The organism is Salimicrobium jeotgali, from assembly GCF_001685435.2.
Classification (GTDB): domain Bacteria; phylum Bacillota; class Bacilli; order Bacillales; family Halobacillaceae; genus Salimicrobium; species Salimicrobium album.
The window spans coordinates 2,624,669-2,642,808 of sequence record NZ_CP011361.2 but is presented as its reverse complement, the minus strand read 5'-3'; the positions used below and the strand labels follow the sequence as shown (position 1 = coordinate 2,642,808).

At 49.2% G+C, this 18,140-nt stretch carries 16 protein-coding genes and 2 tRNA genes; 16 read left to right on the top strand and 2 right to left on the bottom strand.

Going from position 1 to position 18,140, the window contains the following annotated elements:
- Positions 1–25 precede the first annotated feature (25 nt).
- The 7 genes from pth (at position 26) to AAV35_RS13495 (ending at position 8,557) form a co-directional block, all read left to right on the top strand.
- Positions 26–583 (top strand): aminoacyl-tRNA hydrolase, encoded by a 558-nt coding sequence (gene pth, locus AAV35_RS13525; protein ID WP_008591381.1) that lies wholly within the window; start codon positions 26–28, stop codon positions 581–583.
- An 88-nt stretch (positions 584–671) separates the two neighbouring features.
- Positions 672–4,205 carry a transcription-repair coupling factor gene (gene mfd, locus AAV35_RS13520; RefSeq protein WP_008591384.1) on the top strand — a complete coding sequence of 1,178 codons (3,534 nt, stop codon included), beginning with the start codon at positions 672–674 and terminating at the stop codon, positions 4,203–4,205.
- Between the two features lie 138 nt (positions 4,206–4,343).
- Complete coding sequence (locus tag AAV35_RS13515) at positions 4,344–5,858, top strand: putative polysaccharide biosynthesis protein (RefSeq protein ID WP_040609643.1); 1,515 nt, start codon at positions 4,344–4,346, stop codon at positions 5,856–5,858.
- Position 5,859: 1 nt separating this feature from the next.
- A complete protein-coding gene (gene yabN, locus AAV35_RS13510) occupies positions 5,860–7,308 on the top strand; it encodes a bifunctional methyltransferase/pyrophosphohydrolase YabN (RefSeq protein WP_008591388.1) in 1,449 nt (482 codons plus the stop codon).
- Complete coding sequence (locus AAV35_RS13505; RefSeq protein WP_008591391.1) at positions 7,305–7,568, top strand: RNA-binding S4 domain-containing protein; 264 nt, start codon at positions 7,305–7,307, stop codon at positions 7,566–7,568. The genes yabN and AAV35_RS13505 overlap by 4 nt, the downstream gene beginning before the upstream one ends.
- A gap of 147 nt (positions 7,569–7,715) precedes the next feature.
- On the top strand, positions 7,716–8,093 hold the full coding sequence (locus AAV35_RS13500; RefSeq protein ID WP_008591393.1) for an FtsB family cell division protein: 378 nt from the start codon (positions 7,716–7,718) through the stop codon (positions 8,091–8,093).
- A 74-nt stretch (positions 8,094–8,167) separates the two neighbouring features.
- Entirely contained in the window at positions 8,168–8,557 is a 390-nt protein-coding gene (locus AAV35_RS13495) for a S1 domain-containing RNA-binding protein (protein ID WP_008591394.1), read from the top strand.
- Positions 8,558–8,710: 153 nt separating this feature from the next.
- Here the strand turns inward: AAV35_RS13495 and AAV35_RS13490 are convergent.
- Positions 8,711–8,782, bottom strand: a tRNA-Glu gene (locus tag AAV35_RS13490).
- Positions 8,783–8,787: 5 nt separating this feature from the next.
- Positions 8,788–8,861, bottom strand: a tRNA-Met gene (locus AAV35_RS13485).
- Between the two features lie 219 nt (positions 8,862–9,080).
- Between AAV35_RS13485 and tilS the strand changes: the two genes are divergently transcribed.
- The 9 genes from tilS to folK all read left to right on the top strand — a co-directional run bounded on the left by tilS (position 9,081) and on the right by folK (position 18,024).
- On the top strand, positions 9,081–10,466 hold the full coding sequence (tilS, locus tag AAV35_RS13480) for a tRNA lysidine(34) synthetase TilS (RefSeq protein WP_040609645.1): 1,386 nt from the start codon (positions 9,081–9,083) through the stop codon (positions 10,464–10,466).
- Positions 10,459–11,004, top strand: a complete 546-nt coding sequence (hpt, locus tag AAV35_RS13475; RefSeq protein WP_008591399.1) for a hypoxanthine phosphoribosyltransferase — start codon at positions 10,459–10,461, stop codon at positions 11,002–11,004. Before tilS ends, hpt begins: the two co-directional genes overlap by 8 nt.
- Positions 11,005–11,086: 82 nt before the next feature.
- A complete protein-coding gene (gene ftsH, locus AAV35_RS13470) occupies positions 11,087–13,117 on the top strand; it encodes an ATP-dependent zinc metalloprotease FtsH (RefSeq protein ID WP_008591402.1) in 2,031 nt (676 codons plus the stop codon).
- Between the two features lie 126 nt (positions 13,118–13,243).
- Positions 13,244–14,041 carry a type III pantothenate kinase gene (locus tag AAV35_RS13465; RefSeq protein WP_008591405.1) on the top strand — a complete coding sequence of 266 codons (798 nt, stop codon included), beginning with the start codon at positions 13,244–13,246 and terminating at the stop codon, positions 14,039–14,041.
- Positions 14,038–14,913, top strand: a complete 876-nt coding sequence (gene hslO / locus AAV35_RS13460; RefSeq protein ID WP_008591407.1) for an Hsp33 family molecular chaperone HslO — start codon at positions 14,038–14,040, stop codon at positions 14,911–14,913. The genes AAV35_RS13465 and hslO overlap by 4 nt, the downstream gene beginning before the upstream one ends.
- 407 nt (positions 14,914–15,320) lie before the next feature.
- Positions 15,321–16,247 carry a cysteine synthase A gene (gene cysK / locus AAV35_RS13455; protein WP_008591409.1) on the top strand — a complete coding sequence of 309 codons (927 nt, stop codon included), beginning with the start codon at positions 15,321–15,323 and terminating at the stop codon, positions 16,245–16,247.
- A gap of 91 nt (positions 16,248–16,338) precedes the next feature.
- Positions 16,339–17,169: a dihydropteroate synthase gene (gene folP, locus AAV35_RS13450; RefSeq protein ID WP_052034758.1), complete on the top strand. Its 831-nt coding sequence runs from the start codon at positions 16,339–16,341 to the stop codon at positions 17,167–17,169.
- The gene (gene folB, locus AAV35_RS13445) at positions 17,162–17,524 is read left to right on the top strand and encodes a dihydroneopterin aldolase (protein ID WP_008591412.1); all 363 of its coding nucleotides are present in this window, start codon (positions 17,162–17,164) and stop codon (positions 17,522–17,524) included. The genes folP and folB overlap by 8 nt, the downstream gene beginning before the upstream one ends.
- Positions 17,524–18,024, top strand: a complete 501-nt coding sequence (gene folK, locus AAV35_RS13440; RefSeq protein ID WP_008591415.1) for a 2-amino-4-hydroxy-6-hydroxymethyldihydropteridine diphosphokinase — start codon at positions 17,524–17,526, stop codon at positions 18,022–18,024. Before folB ends, folK begins: the two co-directional genes overlap by 1 nt.
- Positions 18,025–18,140 lie beyond the last annotated feature (116 nt).

Here is an 18,140-nt window from a genome sequence, read left to right as displayed (position 1 = left end):
TTCAAAAGAAAAGGAAGTTCAACTTATGAAGTGTATCGTAGGACTGGGGAATCCCGGTAAGAAATATGAAGCTACCAGACATAACGCCGGTTTTCAGGTGATTGATGAGCTTGCAAAGCGGAACAACTGGACCGTGGAAAAGAAAAAGTTCAACAGCCTGTTCACGACGGAACACGTACGCGGGGAAAAGATCATTTTACTTAAACCTCAGACATATATGAATTTGTCGGGAGGAGCAGTACGTTCGTTTATGGATTATTTCGGACTCGGAGAAGAGGATCTGCTCGTCATTTATGATGATCTCGATCTCCTGCCCGGAAAAATCCGTCTGCGCCAAAAAGGTGGTCACGGGGGTCATAACGGAATCCGTGATATCATTGACCAGCTTGGTACGAAAGAGTTCAAGCGGCTGCGTGTGGGAATTGGAAAGCCGAAGAGCGACTCGGTCATTAACCACGTGCTCGACACATTCAGCAAAGAAGAGAAAAAGTATATGGAAGACAGTATCGACCGTTCCGTAGAAGCGTGTGAGGCGTGGATGGAGAGAAGCTTCGATGAAGTTATGAATGAGTATAACAAGTAGGCGGACCAGGTGTCCGGGTCTGTTTTTTTACGATTATAAAAGATGAATTCGAGGGAGAGGAAGCTTTGAAGGTGGAGGGTTGGTTACTATGAATGGAATAAAACAATATTTACGTTCCCATGATGATATTGCTTCAGTTATCGAGGGGGTCAGTAGCGGTATAAAAGAACAGATGGTAGCCGGGGTTTCGGGGACGTCAAGAAGCATGCTGGTTTCCGTCGTGCAGGAAGCGGTGAAACGGCCGGTCCTTCTCGTCACCCATCAGCTGCATCAGGCTCAGCAGCTGTATGAAGACCTGCAGGAATGGGCAGACGACTGCCCGGTACATCTCTATCCGGTCAACGAACTGATCGCATCGGAAATCGCTATCGCCAGCCCCGAACTGAGAAGTCAGCGGATCGATGCTCTGGACGAATGGCTTCATGAAGACTCCGGTATTTTCATAGCACCTGTGGCGGCTTTAAAAAGAATAATGCCGCCTGTTTCGTATTGGAAAGAAGCTCAGCTTCATTTTGACATGGGAGAAGAAATCGATCTTGACCATACGTTGTCGAAACTTGTGAAAATCGGATATGAACGTACGGGCATGGTCTCTTCTCCGGGTGAGTTTTCGATGCGCGGGGGGATTCTTGACGTTTATCCCCTGACGGAGGAATACCCGGTCCGGATTGAGCTTTTTGATACGGAAGTGGACTCGATCCGTACCTTTGATGTCGAATCCCAACGCTCAAAAGAAAAGCTTGGGAGCACGGTGATCAGACCGGCGACGGAAATGCTTCTGAAACCGGAAGATTACGCCAGGGCTCTGAACAGACTCGAAGACGCCTATCAGGACACGGTCGGCAAGTGGTCGGACCAGGAAGCGAAACAGAGGTTGTTCGAAGAGATCTCGCATGACAAGGAACGGCTGGAACAGCAGGAACGCTTCGAGAATATGTACAAGTACATGGAATTTTTCTATGAAGAGACTTACAGCCTGCTCGATTACCTGTCGCAGGACGGGATCGTCGTGTTTGATGAAATGAGCAGAATTCAGGAAACAGCACAGCGACTGGATGAGGAGGAAGGAGAATGGCACCGGAACCTGCTTGAAAACGGGCGTACCGTGAGAGACTTGCAGGTGTCCCATGACTGGCATGATATATGGGCGAAAACGACTCATCAGCGCATTTACCTGTCCGTATTCATGAGACATATCCCCTCCACTCAGCCCGGGAATGTCGTCAACATAACAGGGCGGCAGATGCAGGAATTCCACGGCCAGATGAACTTACTGAAAAATGAGATGGATCGCTGGAAGAAGCAGGACTTCTCGGTCGTTATCGCGGCTTCGGGAGAGCAGCGGAAAGAGAAGGTCCAGGCGGTTCTCGATGATTATGAAATGGAGGCGGTAGTAGGGGAAGAGGATGTAACCCTGCCGGTGAGCACTCCGGTGATCATCGACAGCGCACTCCGGGCCGGTTTCGAATGGCCGCTCCACAAAATAGCTGTATTGACCGAAAGGGAACTGTTTAAAAAACGGGCACCTAAACGGAAAAAGAAAGAAAAGATTTCAAACGCCGAACGGATTAAGAGCTATCAGGAACTGAACGTCGGCGATTACGTCGTCCACTCCCACCACGGTATCGGTAAGTACCTCGGCATCGAAACGCTGGAGTCGAGCGGGACGCACAATGATTTCCTGATGGTGCAATACTCCGGGAATGATAAGCTGTTCGTGCCGGTGGATCAGATCGACCTGATCCAGAAATATGTCGGTTCTGAAGGAAAAGAGCCTAAAATTTATAAACTCGGCGGCTCCGAGTGGGCGAAAGTTAAGCGGCGCGTCCAGTCTTCGGTTGAAGATATAGCGGATGACCTTATTGAAATTTACGCCGAGCGTGAAGCGTCCAGGGGTCACTCCTTTGAGCAGGACGGGGAAATGCAGAAAGAGTTCGAGGAAGCTTTTCCTTACGAAGAGACTCCCGATCAGGTTCGTTGTATCGAAGAAATCAAACACGACATGGAACGGGTGCGCCCGATGGACCGCCTTCTATGCGGGGATGTCGGGTACGGGAAAACGGAAGTGGCTCTCCGTGCCGCTTTCAAAGCGATTGCGGAAGGAAAGCAGGTGGCGATACTTGTGCCGACTACGATCCTTGCCCAGCAGCACTACGAAACGCTGACGGAACGTATGCAGGATTTCGGAGTGAACATCGGTCTGATGAGCCGCTTCCGTACGAGAAAGCAGCAGAAGGATAATACGGACGGACTCCGAAAAGGGCTGGTTGATATTGTAGTGGGAACGCATCGTCTTCTGTCGAAAGATGTCGAGTTCAAAGATCTCGGTCTGCTTATCGTTGATGAAGAGCAGCGTTTTGGTGTGAAGCACAAAGAGAAGATCAAACAGCTGAAAGCGGACGTGGACGTTCTGACTCTCACGGCTACTCCCATACCGCGGACGCTGCACATGTCCATGCTCGGAGTACGGGACCTTTCCGTTATCGAAACCCCTCCGGAAAACAGGTTTCCCATTCAGACGTACGTCATCGAGTACAATCCGGTATTTATACGGGAAGCGGTGGAACGCGAGATGTCGCGGGACGGTCAGGTCTTCTTCCTGTACAACCGGGTGGACAGCATTGACCGGATGGCTTCCCACATATCCGAGCTCGTGCCGGATGCGAGAGTCGCAGTAGCTCACGGTCAGATGAATGAAACAGAGCTTGAGAATATTATGTTCGCCTTTCTGGAAGGGGAATATGACGTTCTCGTAAGTACTACAATCATTGAAACAGGCGTGGACATCCCTAACGTAAATACGCTTATCGTATATGACGCGGACAGAATGGGGCTCAGCCAGCTTTATCAGATACGCGGGCGCGTGGGCCGGTCCAACCGGGTCGCTTACGCTTATTTCACCTATCAGCAGAACAAGGTGCTGACGGAAATCGCGGAAAAACGTCTGGAAGCGATCAAAGAGTTCACGGAGCTCGGATCCGGGTTCAAGATTGCCATGCGTGATTTGTCGATCCGGGGAGCAGGGAACCTGCTCGGTGCCCAGCAGCACGGCTTCATCGATTCTGTCGGGTTCGATATGTATTCACAGATGCTGAAGGATGCGATCGAAGCGAAACGTCAGGGGAAAACGCCCGAGGCCATACAGCCGTTCCAGCCTGAACTCCAGCTGGATATCGACGCTTACCTTCCGGGTGATTACATCTCGGATGAGAAACAGAAGATCGACATGTATAAACGTTTTCAGACGATTGAATCGGAAGAGGATATCCAGGATCTTCGTGATGAGCTTATCGACCGCTTCGGAGACTATCCGGAACAGGTGGAGAAATTGTTCACAGTTTCCGTGCTGAAGCAGCAGGCGAAACAAAACCGTATTGAAGAAATCACGGAACAGAAGCACATGATCAAACTGGTGATGGAAAAAGAACAGAGCCAGGGCATCGACGGTTCCCGGCTGTTCGAAATGGCCAACCAGTACGGACGGATGGTGCAGCTTGGTACGGACGAGAACCAGCTGACGATCCGCTTCCGTCTGGACAGAAATACAAAACCGAGACGCTACGAGCTTATCGAGGAATTTCTGAGACGCCTTCCTTCTATGATGAGGGAAGATGTCGTGTAATTGCTGGAGACCCCCTGACTGCCGTTGCCTGCGCAAAAGAGGAACAGGCGGCAGGGGGGATTTTGGTTTTTGCGGTGAAGAACCAGAGCGGCACTGTGATATAATGGGAGTATTATTTTATAGTTGAAAGGTTTCCATATGAAAAATAGTTGGTTGCAAGGGACGGCCTGGCTGATGCTGGCCGGTCTTACAGGAAAAATATTGAGTGCCGGTTATCGCATTCCTCTGCAGAACCTGGGGGGCGATATCGGTTTTTATGTATATCAGCAAATATATCCAATTGTCGGAATAGGAATAATTTTTGCGCTCCAGGGGGTGCCGGCGGCGGTCTCCCGTGTGGTGGCCGAGAACAGGAAGCTTACGGCAGCTTCGTTCTATTTACCGGTCTTCCTCTGCCTCTCGGTGTTTTTCTGGCTGCTTGCGGGTGCAGGCTTTGTAAGTGCCGCATCCCTCGCCGGGCTGATGGATGACCGGAATCTAATAAGTTCTCTTAAGGCATCGTTCCTCGTCTTTCTTTTCGTCCCGTTTCTCGCACTGTTGCGGGGCGCGTTTCAGGGAGAAGAGGATATGAAGACCCCTGCTGTATCCCAGATCCTGGAACAATTTTTACGGGTGGCGGGCATTCTGATTGTAAGCACCATCGTCTACGTGACCGGAAGCGTCTATTTTATCGGAACCGGGACCGCTGCGGCGGTTATAACGGGCATGGTCGCGGCGACAGGTTATCTTTTTGTGAAATGGAAGAAGAGAGAGTTACAGGAGCAGTTACCTGCTGCCGTTTCTTCTTTTCCTTACGTAAAACAGGTGCTGTTCTACAGCGTGCTGATCAGCGTGAATTACATGATGCTTCTGCTTTTGCAGCTGACCGATGCCTTTACGTTCGTCCCTCTCCTCCTCGAGGACCACGGTATTTCTGTAACGGAAGCGAGGGAATGGAAGGGGATCTACGACAGGGCTCAGCCGCTTATCCAGCTCGTTACTGTTCTTGCCTCCTCGCTCGCATTATCCATATTGCCGGCCATCGTGCGCTCGGAACAATCCGTGGAACCGGTCCGTCAGGCAATGGCGCTCACTCTGGTTATCAGCACCGCCGCGAGTGTCGGACTGCTGCTTCTGTTTCCGGAAATAAACAGGTTGTTTTTTCAGGACGAGTCCGGCACCGGGGTGCTCCGGGTACAGATGGTGATGGTGATTCTGGTGTCGCTTGCCCTGACCGCCGCTTCCGCTCTGCAGGGACTTGGCTACGCTGCATGGACGGCAGCTTTAATCGGTGGCGGCTTAATAGTGAAAGCGGGCTTGAACGTAGTATTAATTCCGGAGTTCGGAACTTATGGGGCGGCGGTCGCTTCTGTCGCAGCCGTGAGCGTTGCCGCTTCCGGTAATCTTTTTTTACTGAAAAAGAAGTTGAACAGCAGGCTGTTTACGTGGAAGTGGGGTCGTATGTTACCTGCTCTTGCCGGTATGAGCCTTTTCGTACTCGCGTTAAAGTGGCTCTACATCCCGGAGGGCAGGCTTCTGCTTCTTCCCTGGGTACTTGCAGCTTCAGGCGGCGGGGCTATCGTGTATGCTCTGCTTCTTCGGCAGTTCAGGGTCCTGCCTGCGGAGGCCCTGCCGGCACAGTTTAGAAAATGGTTCATAAAGGAGAACGGATAGTATGGGGAAAATACGGATTATCGGACTCGGAGCTGGGGATCTCTCTCAGCTCTCGGTCGGCACGTACCGGAAACTGGTATCGGAAGAGAATAGTGTGTTCACCCGAACGCTGGACCATCCGGCTGTACGTGATTTGCAGGTGGAAGGCGTCCGGTTCATAAGTTTTGATGACGTTTATGAACGTTTCGATTCCTTTGAAAACGTTTATGGAACAATTACGGAGGAGCTGATCGAAAAAGCCCGGGACCGGGACATCTACTACACGGTCCCTGGTCATCCGATGGTCGCAGAGAAGACGGTTCAACTTCTTCTGGAGAACGGGGAGCTCGAGGTGGAAGTCGAAGGAGGACAGAGTTTCCTCGATGATACCTTCCGCACTCTGAAAATAGACCCGGTGGAAGGATTCCAGTTCATAGATGCCACCGGCTTTGAAAGGGAAGGGCTGACGTACCGGCAGCATACTCTGTTCTGTCAGGTGTACGATGCAATGATTGCTTCCGAAGTGAAACTTGTTTTACTTGAAGATCTTCCGGCAGACTATCCGGTGACGATCGTAACGGCAGCCGGAAGCGACAGGGAACGTGTGGAAACTGTGGAGCTCGCCGATCTTGACCGTACCGTGGAGGTGGACAACCTCACAAGTGTCTACGTCCCGCCGGCTTCAGGGGAAATACTGAGTCATCAGTTCCAGGAGCTGCGCGCCGTTATCCGTCGCCTCCGGGGCCCCGGCGGATGCCCGTGGGACCGGAAACAGACGCACACCTCCCTGAAAAAATATCTTATTGAAGAAGCTTACGAGGTTATTGAAGCCATCGACGAAGAGGATGACGAACACCTGGCAGACGAGCTGGGGGATGTGCTGCTGCAGGTGATGCTTCACAGTCAGATCGGCGAGGATGAAGGGTACTTCACAGTTGACGACGTCATCCGGGCAGTGACGGATAAAATGATCAGACGCCATCCGCACGTATTCGGTGAAGCAGACATGAATGAAGAGGAAATCAGCCGTAACTGGGAAGCCATCAAGCAGAAGGAGTCGCAAAACGCTCGCCGTGATTCGCTTCTCGACGGGGTGATGACCCACGCTCCGGCTCTTCTTCAGGCGATCGATCTTCAGAAGAAAGCGTCCAAAGTCGGTTTCGACTGGGATGACAAATCTATGGTTCTTGATAAAATGAAAGAAGAGTGGGAGGAGTATACGTCGGCTGATTCTCAGCGTGAACGGGAGAAGGAACTGGGCGACTTCCTTTTCACCATTGCAAACCTCGCAAGACACGACCGGATTGATGCAGAACTTGCGCTCCAGGAGACGAACAGAAAATTCCGCAGACGCTTCGCTTTTCTTGAAAAAGAAGCGGAACTTGGGAATGAAAAGCTGGAAGAAATGTCTCTTGAACAGTTGGAAGATTGGTGGCAGAAAGCTAAAGAGAAGGAGAGGACTACGGAATGAGACTTGATAAATTTTTGAAAAACGCCCGTCTGATTAAACGGAGAACCCTGGCTAAAGAAGTAGCCGATCAGGGCAGAATTAAAATCAACGGTCAGCCCGGAAAGGCTGCGAGCAAACTGAAAGTCGGGGACGAACTGTATATCCAGTTCGGGCAGAAACTTTTGACTATCGAAGTGAAAGAACTGAAAGAGACTGTACGTAAAGACGAAGCTGCCGACCTTTATGAAATCAAAAATGAAGAAGCGATCAATAAGGATTGATCCCGTCCGCTGCGCTTAGATGTCGGAGGAGCTGAAGAATATCAGCTTTTTAGTGAAAACGTGAAAAGATAGTAGGAGATTCACGGGATTTATAGGTTACATTTCAATAAAAACATGTATAATGAGTGTAAGGAGGCTTGTAAAACAATGAGTGAAAAGAAATCGGTTACACGGTTGGACTCTACATACATGGATCAGTATGAAGCACATGTAGAGCGGCAAAGAAGAAAAAAGAAGCGTTTGTTCCGCCGTCTGGCTTTATTTGGTTTGCTCATGCTGATTATAACGAGCTCACTCGCTGTTTATCATGTCCAACAACGTATGGTATACGCTGAAAAAGAAGCGGAGTATGAACAATTGCAGGAAGAGATGGCCAGTCTGGAAGATAAAGAATCGGACCTTAAGGAAGAGAAAGAACTCCTCCAGCAGGAAGAATACGTTCTTGAGATTGCCAGAAGTAATTACTTCTTCTCCAAAGAAGGAGAAATTATCTTTAAAATTCCCAATGAAGAACCTTCATATTGACACTTTTTTAAAAGCATATATATAATAAGATAGGAAATTCTTTTATCGAAATTTTAAGGAGGAGCATTTTTTTTATGGCCATTGAAGTAGGCAGCAAGTTACAGGGTAAGGTTACTGGTATCACTAATTTTGGAGCGTTCGTAGAGCTTCCGGAGGGACAGACTGGTCTCGTTCACATCAGTGAAGTCGCCGACAACTATGTGAAGGATATCAACGAACATTTAAGTCGTGGGGATGAAGTACAGGTAAAAGTCATTAATGTAGGAGACGATGGCAAGATAGGCCTCTCCATTAAAAAGGCGAAAGAAACACCGAAACGTACACAGCCTCAAAAGCCCCGGAAGCCGGAAGAATCTTTTGAACAAAAGATGAACCGCTTCATGAAAGATAGTGATGAGCGTTTGACGTCACTGAAAAAGCATACAGAATCGAAACGCGGAGGCCGCGGCTCTAAGAGAGGGTAGCTTGCTGTCTATAACAATCGATGAATGTTGCAGAAAAAGAGGCTCAATCTCAGATTAAATCAAAAAGAGCGGAAAACCAGGTATAGCTCCTGACTCCGCTCTTTTTTTATGCAACAAAAAAACCGTCTTCCGGATGGAAAACGGTCTGTAGTATGACCCGTACGGGACTCGAACCCGTGTTACCGCCGTGAAAGGGCGGTGTCTTAACCGCTTGACCAACGGGCCGCAAATGGCGGCGGAGGGAATCGAACCCACGACCTCACGGGTATGAACCGTACGCTCTAGCCAGCTGAGCTACGCCGCCGTTGTTTTAAGCACAAGGATTATAATACACAATCCTGAAAAGACTGTCAACGGGTATGGGATATTTTTTCACCGCGAATGTCTTCATTTTCCCGGGAAAAGGAAAGTGACTAAATATTGAACTGGAGCGAGGGATTTTTTTCTCAGGAACTCCCCGCTTTTCTTGTGCGGAATAACGTCCAGTGATAACATAAAAGGGCGACAGATGGGGGATGAAGATATGAAGAAGGTGGATACTTTCGTACAAAGGCACGGACTTATCAAAGAAGGAGATACGATAGTCGCCGCAATCTCCGGAGGTCCGGACTCTCTTGCACTGCTGCACTACCTTTCTGAGTTGAAACAATCTCTGTCACTGACGGTAATCCCGGCTTCCATCGATCATGGTCTCAGAGGAGAGGAGTCCCGGGAAGACGTGGCTTACGTAGCGGAAATATGTGAACGTCTCCACCTTCCCGTGGAGAAGATTACCCTGGATGTCGGCAGCTACATGAAAAAGAACAGTATGGGGACCCAGGAAGCGGCCCGCATTCTTCGCTATAAAGCACTTGCGGAAGTGATGTATACATATGAAGCAGACAGTCTGGCCCTCGGCCACCACGGAGACGATCAGGTGGAGACGCTGTTCATGCAGCTGACCCGTGGCGCGAGCCCCTCCGGAGTAACAGGCATGCCGGTTACGAGAAAATTCGCCGGCGGACAGATTATTCGGCCGCTGCTGGAGATGAGGAAAGAAGAACTGGAAGACTACTGTCGGGATGCAGGGCTCTCACCGCGATATGACCCTTCCAATGAAGAAACGGTGTATACGAGAAACGCCTTTCGCCATCGACTTATCCCTTTTTTGAAGGAACAGAACCCGAAGCTTCACACCCATATTCAAGCCTACAGTGAACGAAGGATAGAAGATGAAACGTTTCTTCTGGAGAAAGCGTCTGAAGTCATGAAGGAGCTCTCCTTTTCTGAAGGGAGAGTGGAAGCTGCTATCAGTTCTCTGCAACGTTATCCGATTGCTTTACAAAGAAGAGCCTTTCATCTAATATTGAACTATCTGTACAATGGACAGACAGAAAATATCACTTATGTTCATGAAGATTTGTTTTTACGGTTAATGGATGGTGATCGGGCAAACAGTACCCTGAATTTTCCGAAAGACCTTCATATTATCAGAGAATACGACAAGATTCTGTTCACATTTGAAGACCCGGAGCCTGCCTCCTATCGGCTGGAGCTCCAGCCCGGTGAATCCGTTCTTCTTCCCGGAGGAGACGGACTGGCAGCCGACTTCGTAACCGGAGCGGAAGAGGTATCTCCGAACGAATTTATATGTGATGAATCTCACGTGAGTTTCCCTCTGATTGTCAGAACCCGCCGGGATGGAGATCGAATGAAGCCTGCAGGAATGAAGGGGACGAAAAAGATAAAAGACATTTTCATCGATTGCAAAGTTCCCTTGAGAGAAAGGGAAGATTGGCCGGTCGTTACAGACAGTGATGGTACTGTTCTATGGATTCCCCGAATAAAAAAAGCGGCAGTGGAACAGACTACGGGTTCCCTGATCCGAGTGACTTACAACAGAGCTGGTAGGAGGAACGAGGATGCATAACGAAATAGAACGTATTTTGATTTCCGAAGAGGAAATACAGAACAAATGCAGTGAAATAGGCGGGGAACTTTCCCGTGAATATGAAAATAGCTTCCCATTGGCGATTTGCGTACTGAAAGGAGCTATGCCTTTCATGTCCGACCTTGTGAAGCGCATGGATATCCATCTGGAAATGGACTTTATGGACGTGTCCAGTTACGCAGGTATGCGTTCCACAGGAGAAGTCAAAATCGAGAAAGACCTCGATACGCAGGTGGAAGGCCGGGACCTTCTTATCATAGAAGATATCATTGACAGTGGCCGCACCCTCAACTATCTGGTGGACCTGTTTAAATACAGGAAAGCGAACTCCATAAAAATCGTGACGCTGCTCGACAAGCCTGCGGGACGGTATGCTCAGATCAAAGCGGACACTGTCGGTTTTGAAGTCCCGGATGAGTTTGTGGTAGGGTACGGACTGGATTACAACGAAAAATACAGAAACCTGCCGTACATCGGTGTTTTGAAACCGGAAATATACAGTGGGAAAAACGACTGACTTTCAGTAGTAATTATTTGTAGGAAAAGAATTTAATGTGATACTATTTACTATAGTTTTCTCTCACAGGAGGAGGTAGGCAATGAATCGGATATTCAGAAATACAATTTTTTACTTACTTATCTTCCTCGTTGTAATTGGCATATTAAGCCTGTTCCGAGGTCAAGGTGAGCCACAGGAAACACTTTCTGTGAACCAGTTTTTAGATAGACTTGATAATGGTGAAATACAGGAATTAACCTTACAGCCTGTCAACAACGTATATGTTGCTAAAGGTCAGCTGGAAGGGGAAGGAGAAGACAACTCCTTCAGTGTACATCTCCCTGCGAACGAACAGTTCATTTCCCAGGTGACAGAAACAGCGACCGGCCAGAGCATTCTGAACGTAGAAGAAGAAGAAGAGCCTAGTGCATGGGTGACGTTCCTTACAGGAATCATTCCTTTTGTCATTATCTTCATTCTGTTCTTCTTCCTGCTGAATCAGTCTCAGGGCGGTGGCGGCAAGGTCATGAACATGGGTAAAAGTAAAGCGAAAATGTACAGCGATGACAAGCAGAAAGTCCGCTTTAAAGACGTCGCAGGCGCCGATGAAGAGAAACAGGAACTTGTGGAGGTCGTCGATTTCCTTAAAGATCCGCGTAAATTCGCCCAGGTCGGCGCCCGTATTCCAAAAGGGGTGCTCCTCATGGGGCCTCCTGGTACAGGTAAGACTCTTCTTGCCCGTGCCGTAGCCGGAGAAGCAGGCGTACCTTTCTTCTCCATCAGTGGTTCCGACTTCGTTGAAATGTTTGTCGGTGTCGGTGCATCACGTGTCCGTGATCTCTTCGAAAACGCGAAGAAGAACGCTCCGTGTATCATCTTTATCGACGAGATGGACGCAGTGGGACGTCAGCGTGGCGCCGGTCTTGGCGGTGGTCACGATGAGCGTGAGCAGACGTTGAACCAGCTGCTTGTGGAAATGGACGGGTTCGGAGCCAATGAAGGAATCATCATGATTGCAGCTACCAACCGTCCGGATATCCTTGACCCTGCCCTGCTTCGTCCAGGACGTTTTGACCGTCAGATCACGGTTAACCGTCCGGATGTAAAAGGTCGTGAAGCTGTACTTGCAGTACACGTCCGGGAGAAACCTCTTAGTACGGATGTGGATCTGAAGACGATCGCTCTTCGTACACCAGGGTTCTCCGGTGCCGATCTTGAAAACCTCCTTAACGAGGCAGCTCTTGTAGCGGCACGAACGGATAAAGATAAGATTGAAATGGCGGATATCGATGAAGCGATCGACCGCGTAATCGCAGGTCCTGCCAAGAAGAGCCGGGTCATCTCGAAGAAAGAACGCGATATCGTTGCCCATCACGAAAGTGGTCACACTGTTATCGGTATGGTGCTGGATGATGCGGACATGGTCCACAAAGTTACAATTGTTCCGCGTGGTCAGGCCGGTGGTTATGCTGTAATGCTTCCGAGAGAAGACCGCTACTTCATGACTAAACCGGAACTCTTCGATAAAATTACCGGGCTGCTCGGTGGCCGGGTAGCAGAAGAGGTTATGTTCGGTGAAGTCAGTACCGGCGCCCATAACGACTTCCAGCGTGCTACGAGCATTGCCCGTAGCATGGTCACGGAGTACGGCATGAGTGAAAAACTCGGACCGCTCCAGTTCGGTTCCAGTCAGGGCGGCCAGGTATTCCTCGGCCGGGACATTCAGAACGAACAGAACTACAGTGATCAAATTGCTTTTGAAATTGACAGAGAAGTTCAGAACTTCATCAATTACTGTTATGATCGTGCCAAGCAGATCCTCACAGAGCATAAAGATAAGCTTGAACTGATGGCTCAGACGCTTCTCGAAGTAGAAACGCTCGATGCTACAGAAATCAAGTACCTGTTTGAGGAAGGCCGTATGCCTACGGAAGAAGAACTGGAAGAGCTGGCTCAAAAGAACAACTCTACTATTCACGAATCTTCTTCCCTGGAAGAAAGTGACGAATTGAAATCCAGTGCGCCATCTGCAGATAAGGAAAATGCCTCTTCTGAAGAGACGGAAGAAGAAACAGAAAAAACAGATGATAATGCTGATCGGACTCAGACAGACGACGAAGATAAGCGTTAATAAATGTTGGGAGTTTCGGGGGAGCTGTGCCATTGCGGTACAGCTCCCTTCTTTCGGCAACGGGTGAGAAATTATGATATTATAAATCCAGATGAAGTACGATACGAAGGTATGGGGGCTGTTTCTATGAATTTTGTACTCGACGTAGGGAACACAAACACGGTGTTAGGTGTTTTTAAGGAAGATGTATTAAAATATCATTGGCGGATCAAGACCGATCGTCACAAAACGGAAGATGAATACGGGATGCTCATCCAGTCACTGTTTGCTTATGAAGGTCTGTCGTTTTCGGATATTAAGGGTGTCACTATTTCTTCCGTGGTCCCTCCTATTATGCACTCGCTTGAACGGGTGGCAGAGAAATACTTTCACCGTAAGCCCATCGTTATCGGGACGGAAGAAGTGGAAGAAGGATTGGACATGGCTTACCCGAACCCTGCTGAAATCGGGGCGGACCGGATCGTGAACGCTGTCGGAGCCATCCATGATTATAAGACTCCGGCCATCATCATCGATTTTGGTACGGCTACCACGTACTGTTACATCGACGGAGAAAACCGGTATGCCGGAGGAGCGATTGCGCCGGGTATCAATATTTCCATGGAAGCCCTGTACGCAAAAGCGGCGAAGCTTCCTAAAATAGAAATCAAACAGCCGGGGGAAGTCGTAGGTCAGTCAACGGTGGAAGCGATGCAGTCCGGTGTTTTCTACGGGTATGTAGGACAGGTGGACGAAGTCGTACGCAGGATGAAGGAAGCGAACGGGGAGGCCCCTTCCGTTATTGCTACGGGAGGGCTGGCTGATCTGATTGCGAATGAATCACGGACGGTAGAACACGTCGATCCGTTTTTGACTTTAAAAGGATTGAACGTCATTTACCAGAGAAATAAGGATAAGGATATATTTCAAGGAGGTACAACATGAAAGATCATTTAATTCGGGCAACGGCTTTTGAAGGTCAGGTACGTGCGTATGCTATACAGTCTACGGACATGGTGGAAGAGGCGAGACGCCGTCACGATGCATGGGCTACTACATCGGCAGCGCTCGGCCGTACGCTTACCATCGGTTCCATGATGGGAGCGATGATGAAAGGCGACGACAAAATGACGATTAAGGTCGAAGGTAACGGTCCGGCCGGAGCGATTATTGTGGACGCTGCATCTACAGGGAATGTGCGCGGGTACATTCAAAACCCTCACGTGGACTTCGATTCCAATGAGCATGGAAAGCTCGACGTGGCCAGAGCTGTAGGAGACAGCGGTTCGATCAGCGTAGTCAAAGATCTTGGTCTGAAGGATTACTTCACAGGTCAAGTGCCGATTATTTCCGGGGAAATAGCTGAAGACTTCACGTATTACTTCACCAATTCCGAACAGGTTCCTTCGGCTGTAGGGGCCGGTGTACTGGTGGATACCGATTATACGATCAGTGCTTCGGGAGGTTTTATCATTCAGATGATGCCCGGAGCTTCGGAGGAGACGATCAGTGAGATCGAACGGAGACTTACTGAAATGAAGTCGGTGTCCACACTGGTTAACGAAGGTAAAACTCCGGAAGAAGTTCTGAACACCATTCTCGGTACGGAAAATGTGAAGGTTCTTGATTCCCTGCCTGTGGCTTTCGAATGCCATTGTTCCAGAGAAAGAATCGAGACAGCCATCGCCAGTCTCGGAGACGAAGAAATCGACCGTATGATAGAAGAAGATGGAGGCGCGGAAGCTACTTGCCATTTCTGCAACGAAGTGTACCAGCTTGATGAGCAGGATCTGAAAAGTCTTCAGTCCACTTCTTAAAAGATATAAGTACGACTACGGACCGGCAGAAGCCGGTCCGTTTTTTATTTCGGGAACTTCTAACCGGGTGGTTCCGCTTTTCTTGGCTAGCTGCACCACCCAGAAGCTCATGTCCTAAGCAGTACACTTATTTTCGGGAGAAGTCACCCGAAAAGTAAGCCTCCTGCTTACGCCAGCGCTTCTACCCGGAAGTTTACGCTTTTCGTTGTCCAGCTCCAGCGTCCAGAAATTCATGTCACAAGCAGCACGGATCAGTGAAAGGAAAAGTCACCTCTCACGTGACCGGTCTGCTTATGCCCTCATTTCTAATCGGACGCTTCCGCTTTTCGTTGTAATTGACATTTTCCCTGTTTTTCTTTATATTAGTATCAAACCCTATTAAAATGCTAGGAATTAGGAGTGGTCGAATGAGGATAGCTAATGACATTACGGAGCTCGTTGGAAAAACCCCTGTAGTTAAGCTGAACGGCAGCGCTGAAGAAGGCCATGCCGATATTTATCTTAAACTGGAATATATGAACCCCGGGAGTTCGGTCAAAGACAGAATAGCGCTCGCCATGATCGAGGCGGCCGAACAGGAAGGTAACCTGAAAGACGGGGACGTGATTGTCGAACCTACGAGTGGAAACACTGGTATTGGTATTGCGATGATCGCGGCTGCGAAAGGGTATAAGACGAAACTTGTCATGCCTGATACGATGAGCCAGGAACGGCGGAACCTCTTGAGAGCCTACGGGGCAGAACTTATACTTACCCCCGGCGCAGAAGGAATGAAGGGAGCTATAAGAAAAGCTTCTGAACTTAGTGAAAGCCACGGGTATTTTATGCCTCAGCAATTTGATAACCAGGCAAACGTGGAAGTGCACGCAAACACGACAGGACCTGAAATAGTGGAACAGATGGGTGAAGAACTGGACGCGTTCGTTGCAGGAATCGGTACAGGAGGTACTATTTCAGGTGCGGGCCGAGTGTTGAAAGAGAAATACAAAGATATCGAAATAGTAGCTGTCGAACCGGAAGACAGCCCTATCCTCTCCGGGGGAGAGCCGGGTCCTCACAAAATCCAGGGACTCGGAGCCGGTTTTATCCCGTCCATTCTCGATACGGATATATATTCCGAAGTTATCCAGGTGACGACGGATCAGTCATTTGAAGAAGCGCGAGCAGCAGCGCGTAAAGATGGTGTACTGGGAGGAATTTCCTCCGGGGCCGCTATTTATGCAGCCAAACAAGTGGCGAAACGGCTAGGAAAAGGGAAGAAAGTACTTGCAATCATTCCAAGTAACGGAGAACGTTACCTTTCGACACCGCTGTATCAGTTCGATGACGAATAATGTAACTGCATCCTTAAAAGGGTGCAGTTTTATTTTTGAAAAGAATCGGTTATTATCGGTATAGAAAACGACAAAAGTCAGGTGGGTGAAAATGAATAACATACGGATTGGACGACGAACGTATGACTTGGATGAAGAGACCCTGGTGATGGGTATTCTGAATGCCACTCCCGATTCCTTTTCGGACGGGGGCCGTTTCAATGATGTTTCCCATGCCGTAGAACATGCGGTACAAATGGTGTCAGATGGTGCTTCCATTATAGATATCGGCGGGGAGTCGACAAGACCGGGACATGAGCCTGTTTCGGAACAGGAAGAGATTGAAAGGATTGTTCCGATAATACGTGAAGTACGAAAAGAGATCACCGTTCCTATTTCTATTGATACGTACAAAGCGGAGGTGGCCAGGCAGGCGATCGAAGCAGGTGCCGATATTATCAACGATGTCTGGGGAGCGAAGCGTGATCCTCGTATTGCCGAAGTTGCTGCTGCCTGCGGGGTACCGATTATCCTTATGCACAACCGGGAGGAGCGTAACTACTCATCTCTCATTGAAGATATGAAAGCGGATCTTCTGGAGAGTGTGGAAATCGCACGGGGCAGAGGGGTACCGGAAGCGGATATTATTCTGGACCCGGGCATCGGTTTTGCGAAGACGATGCAGGATAACATGGTGGCGATGCGTCACTTAAAAGAATTCAAAGAGCTGGGTTACCCGCTCCTTCTCGGAAGTTCCAGGAAACGTTTTATCGGCAGCGTGCTGAACACGGAGACCGAAGACCGTATGGAAGGTACCGGAGCGACCGTATGTTACGGCATTACCCAGGGCGTGGGTATCGTAAGAGTGCACGACGTGAAAGAAATCGTACGAATGACGAAAATGATGGACGCAATGATGGGAAGAGGTGAGTGGAATGGATAAAATATATTTGAACAACATGAAGTTTTACGGATACCACGGGGTTTTTCCGGAGGAGAATAAACTGGGGCAGCATTTCACGGTAGATTTGCAGTTGGAAGCTGAATTGAAAGAAGCGGCATCAACGGACGACGTTTCGAAGTCGATCGATTACGGAGCGGTACATGAAGTTACGAAAGAAATCGTGGAAGGTCCTGCGAGAAACCTTGTTGAAACTGTAGCCGAGGAAATAGCCGACAAACTGTTTGCAGAGTTCGCGATGCTTGAAGCCTGCCAGGTGAGAGTGAACAAACTGCATCCTCCGATTCCGGGACATTATGATTCGGTGTCCATTGAGATATACCGGAGTCGTGACTGATGAATACAGCTTACGTAGCCCTGGGTTCAAACATTGACCCGCGGAAAACATATTTTCAGGAAGCGATCCGCCTTCTCGGGGAGCACCCTTCTGTAAAGGTGGAGCGGTTCTCTGCACTTTACGAGACGGATCCGGTCGGGTACGTGGAACAGGAAGATTTTCTTAACATGGTAATTATGCTCAGCACTTCCCTTGAACCGCTGGAGCTTCTTGATGTGTGCCAGAATATTGAGCTGGAGCTTGGAAGAGAACGTCTTGTGAAGTGGGGCCCAAGGACGATAGACCTTGATATACTGGCTTTCAACCGGAAAGAAATCAACACCGATCGTCTCGTTTTGCCGCACCCTCATCTGCATGAGCGGGCTTTTGCCCTCATCCCTCTGGCGGATGTCGAAAAAAAGCTCATCATCCCCAATGACGGGAAAAGCGTAGAGGAGCTGGTGGAAAGATTATCGGAACAAGAGTGGAAGGCAGTGAGAAAGGTGGACTGCAGGCTTTAGTACAGCCCGGTGAAAAGCGCTCAAACCGTTGACACCCGGGATGGTCTTTTCTATACTATTCAATAGTATGATACTGCCAGTGTGTGATTTGCTGGCAGTATTCTATTTTGAAGCGG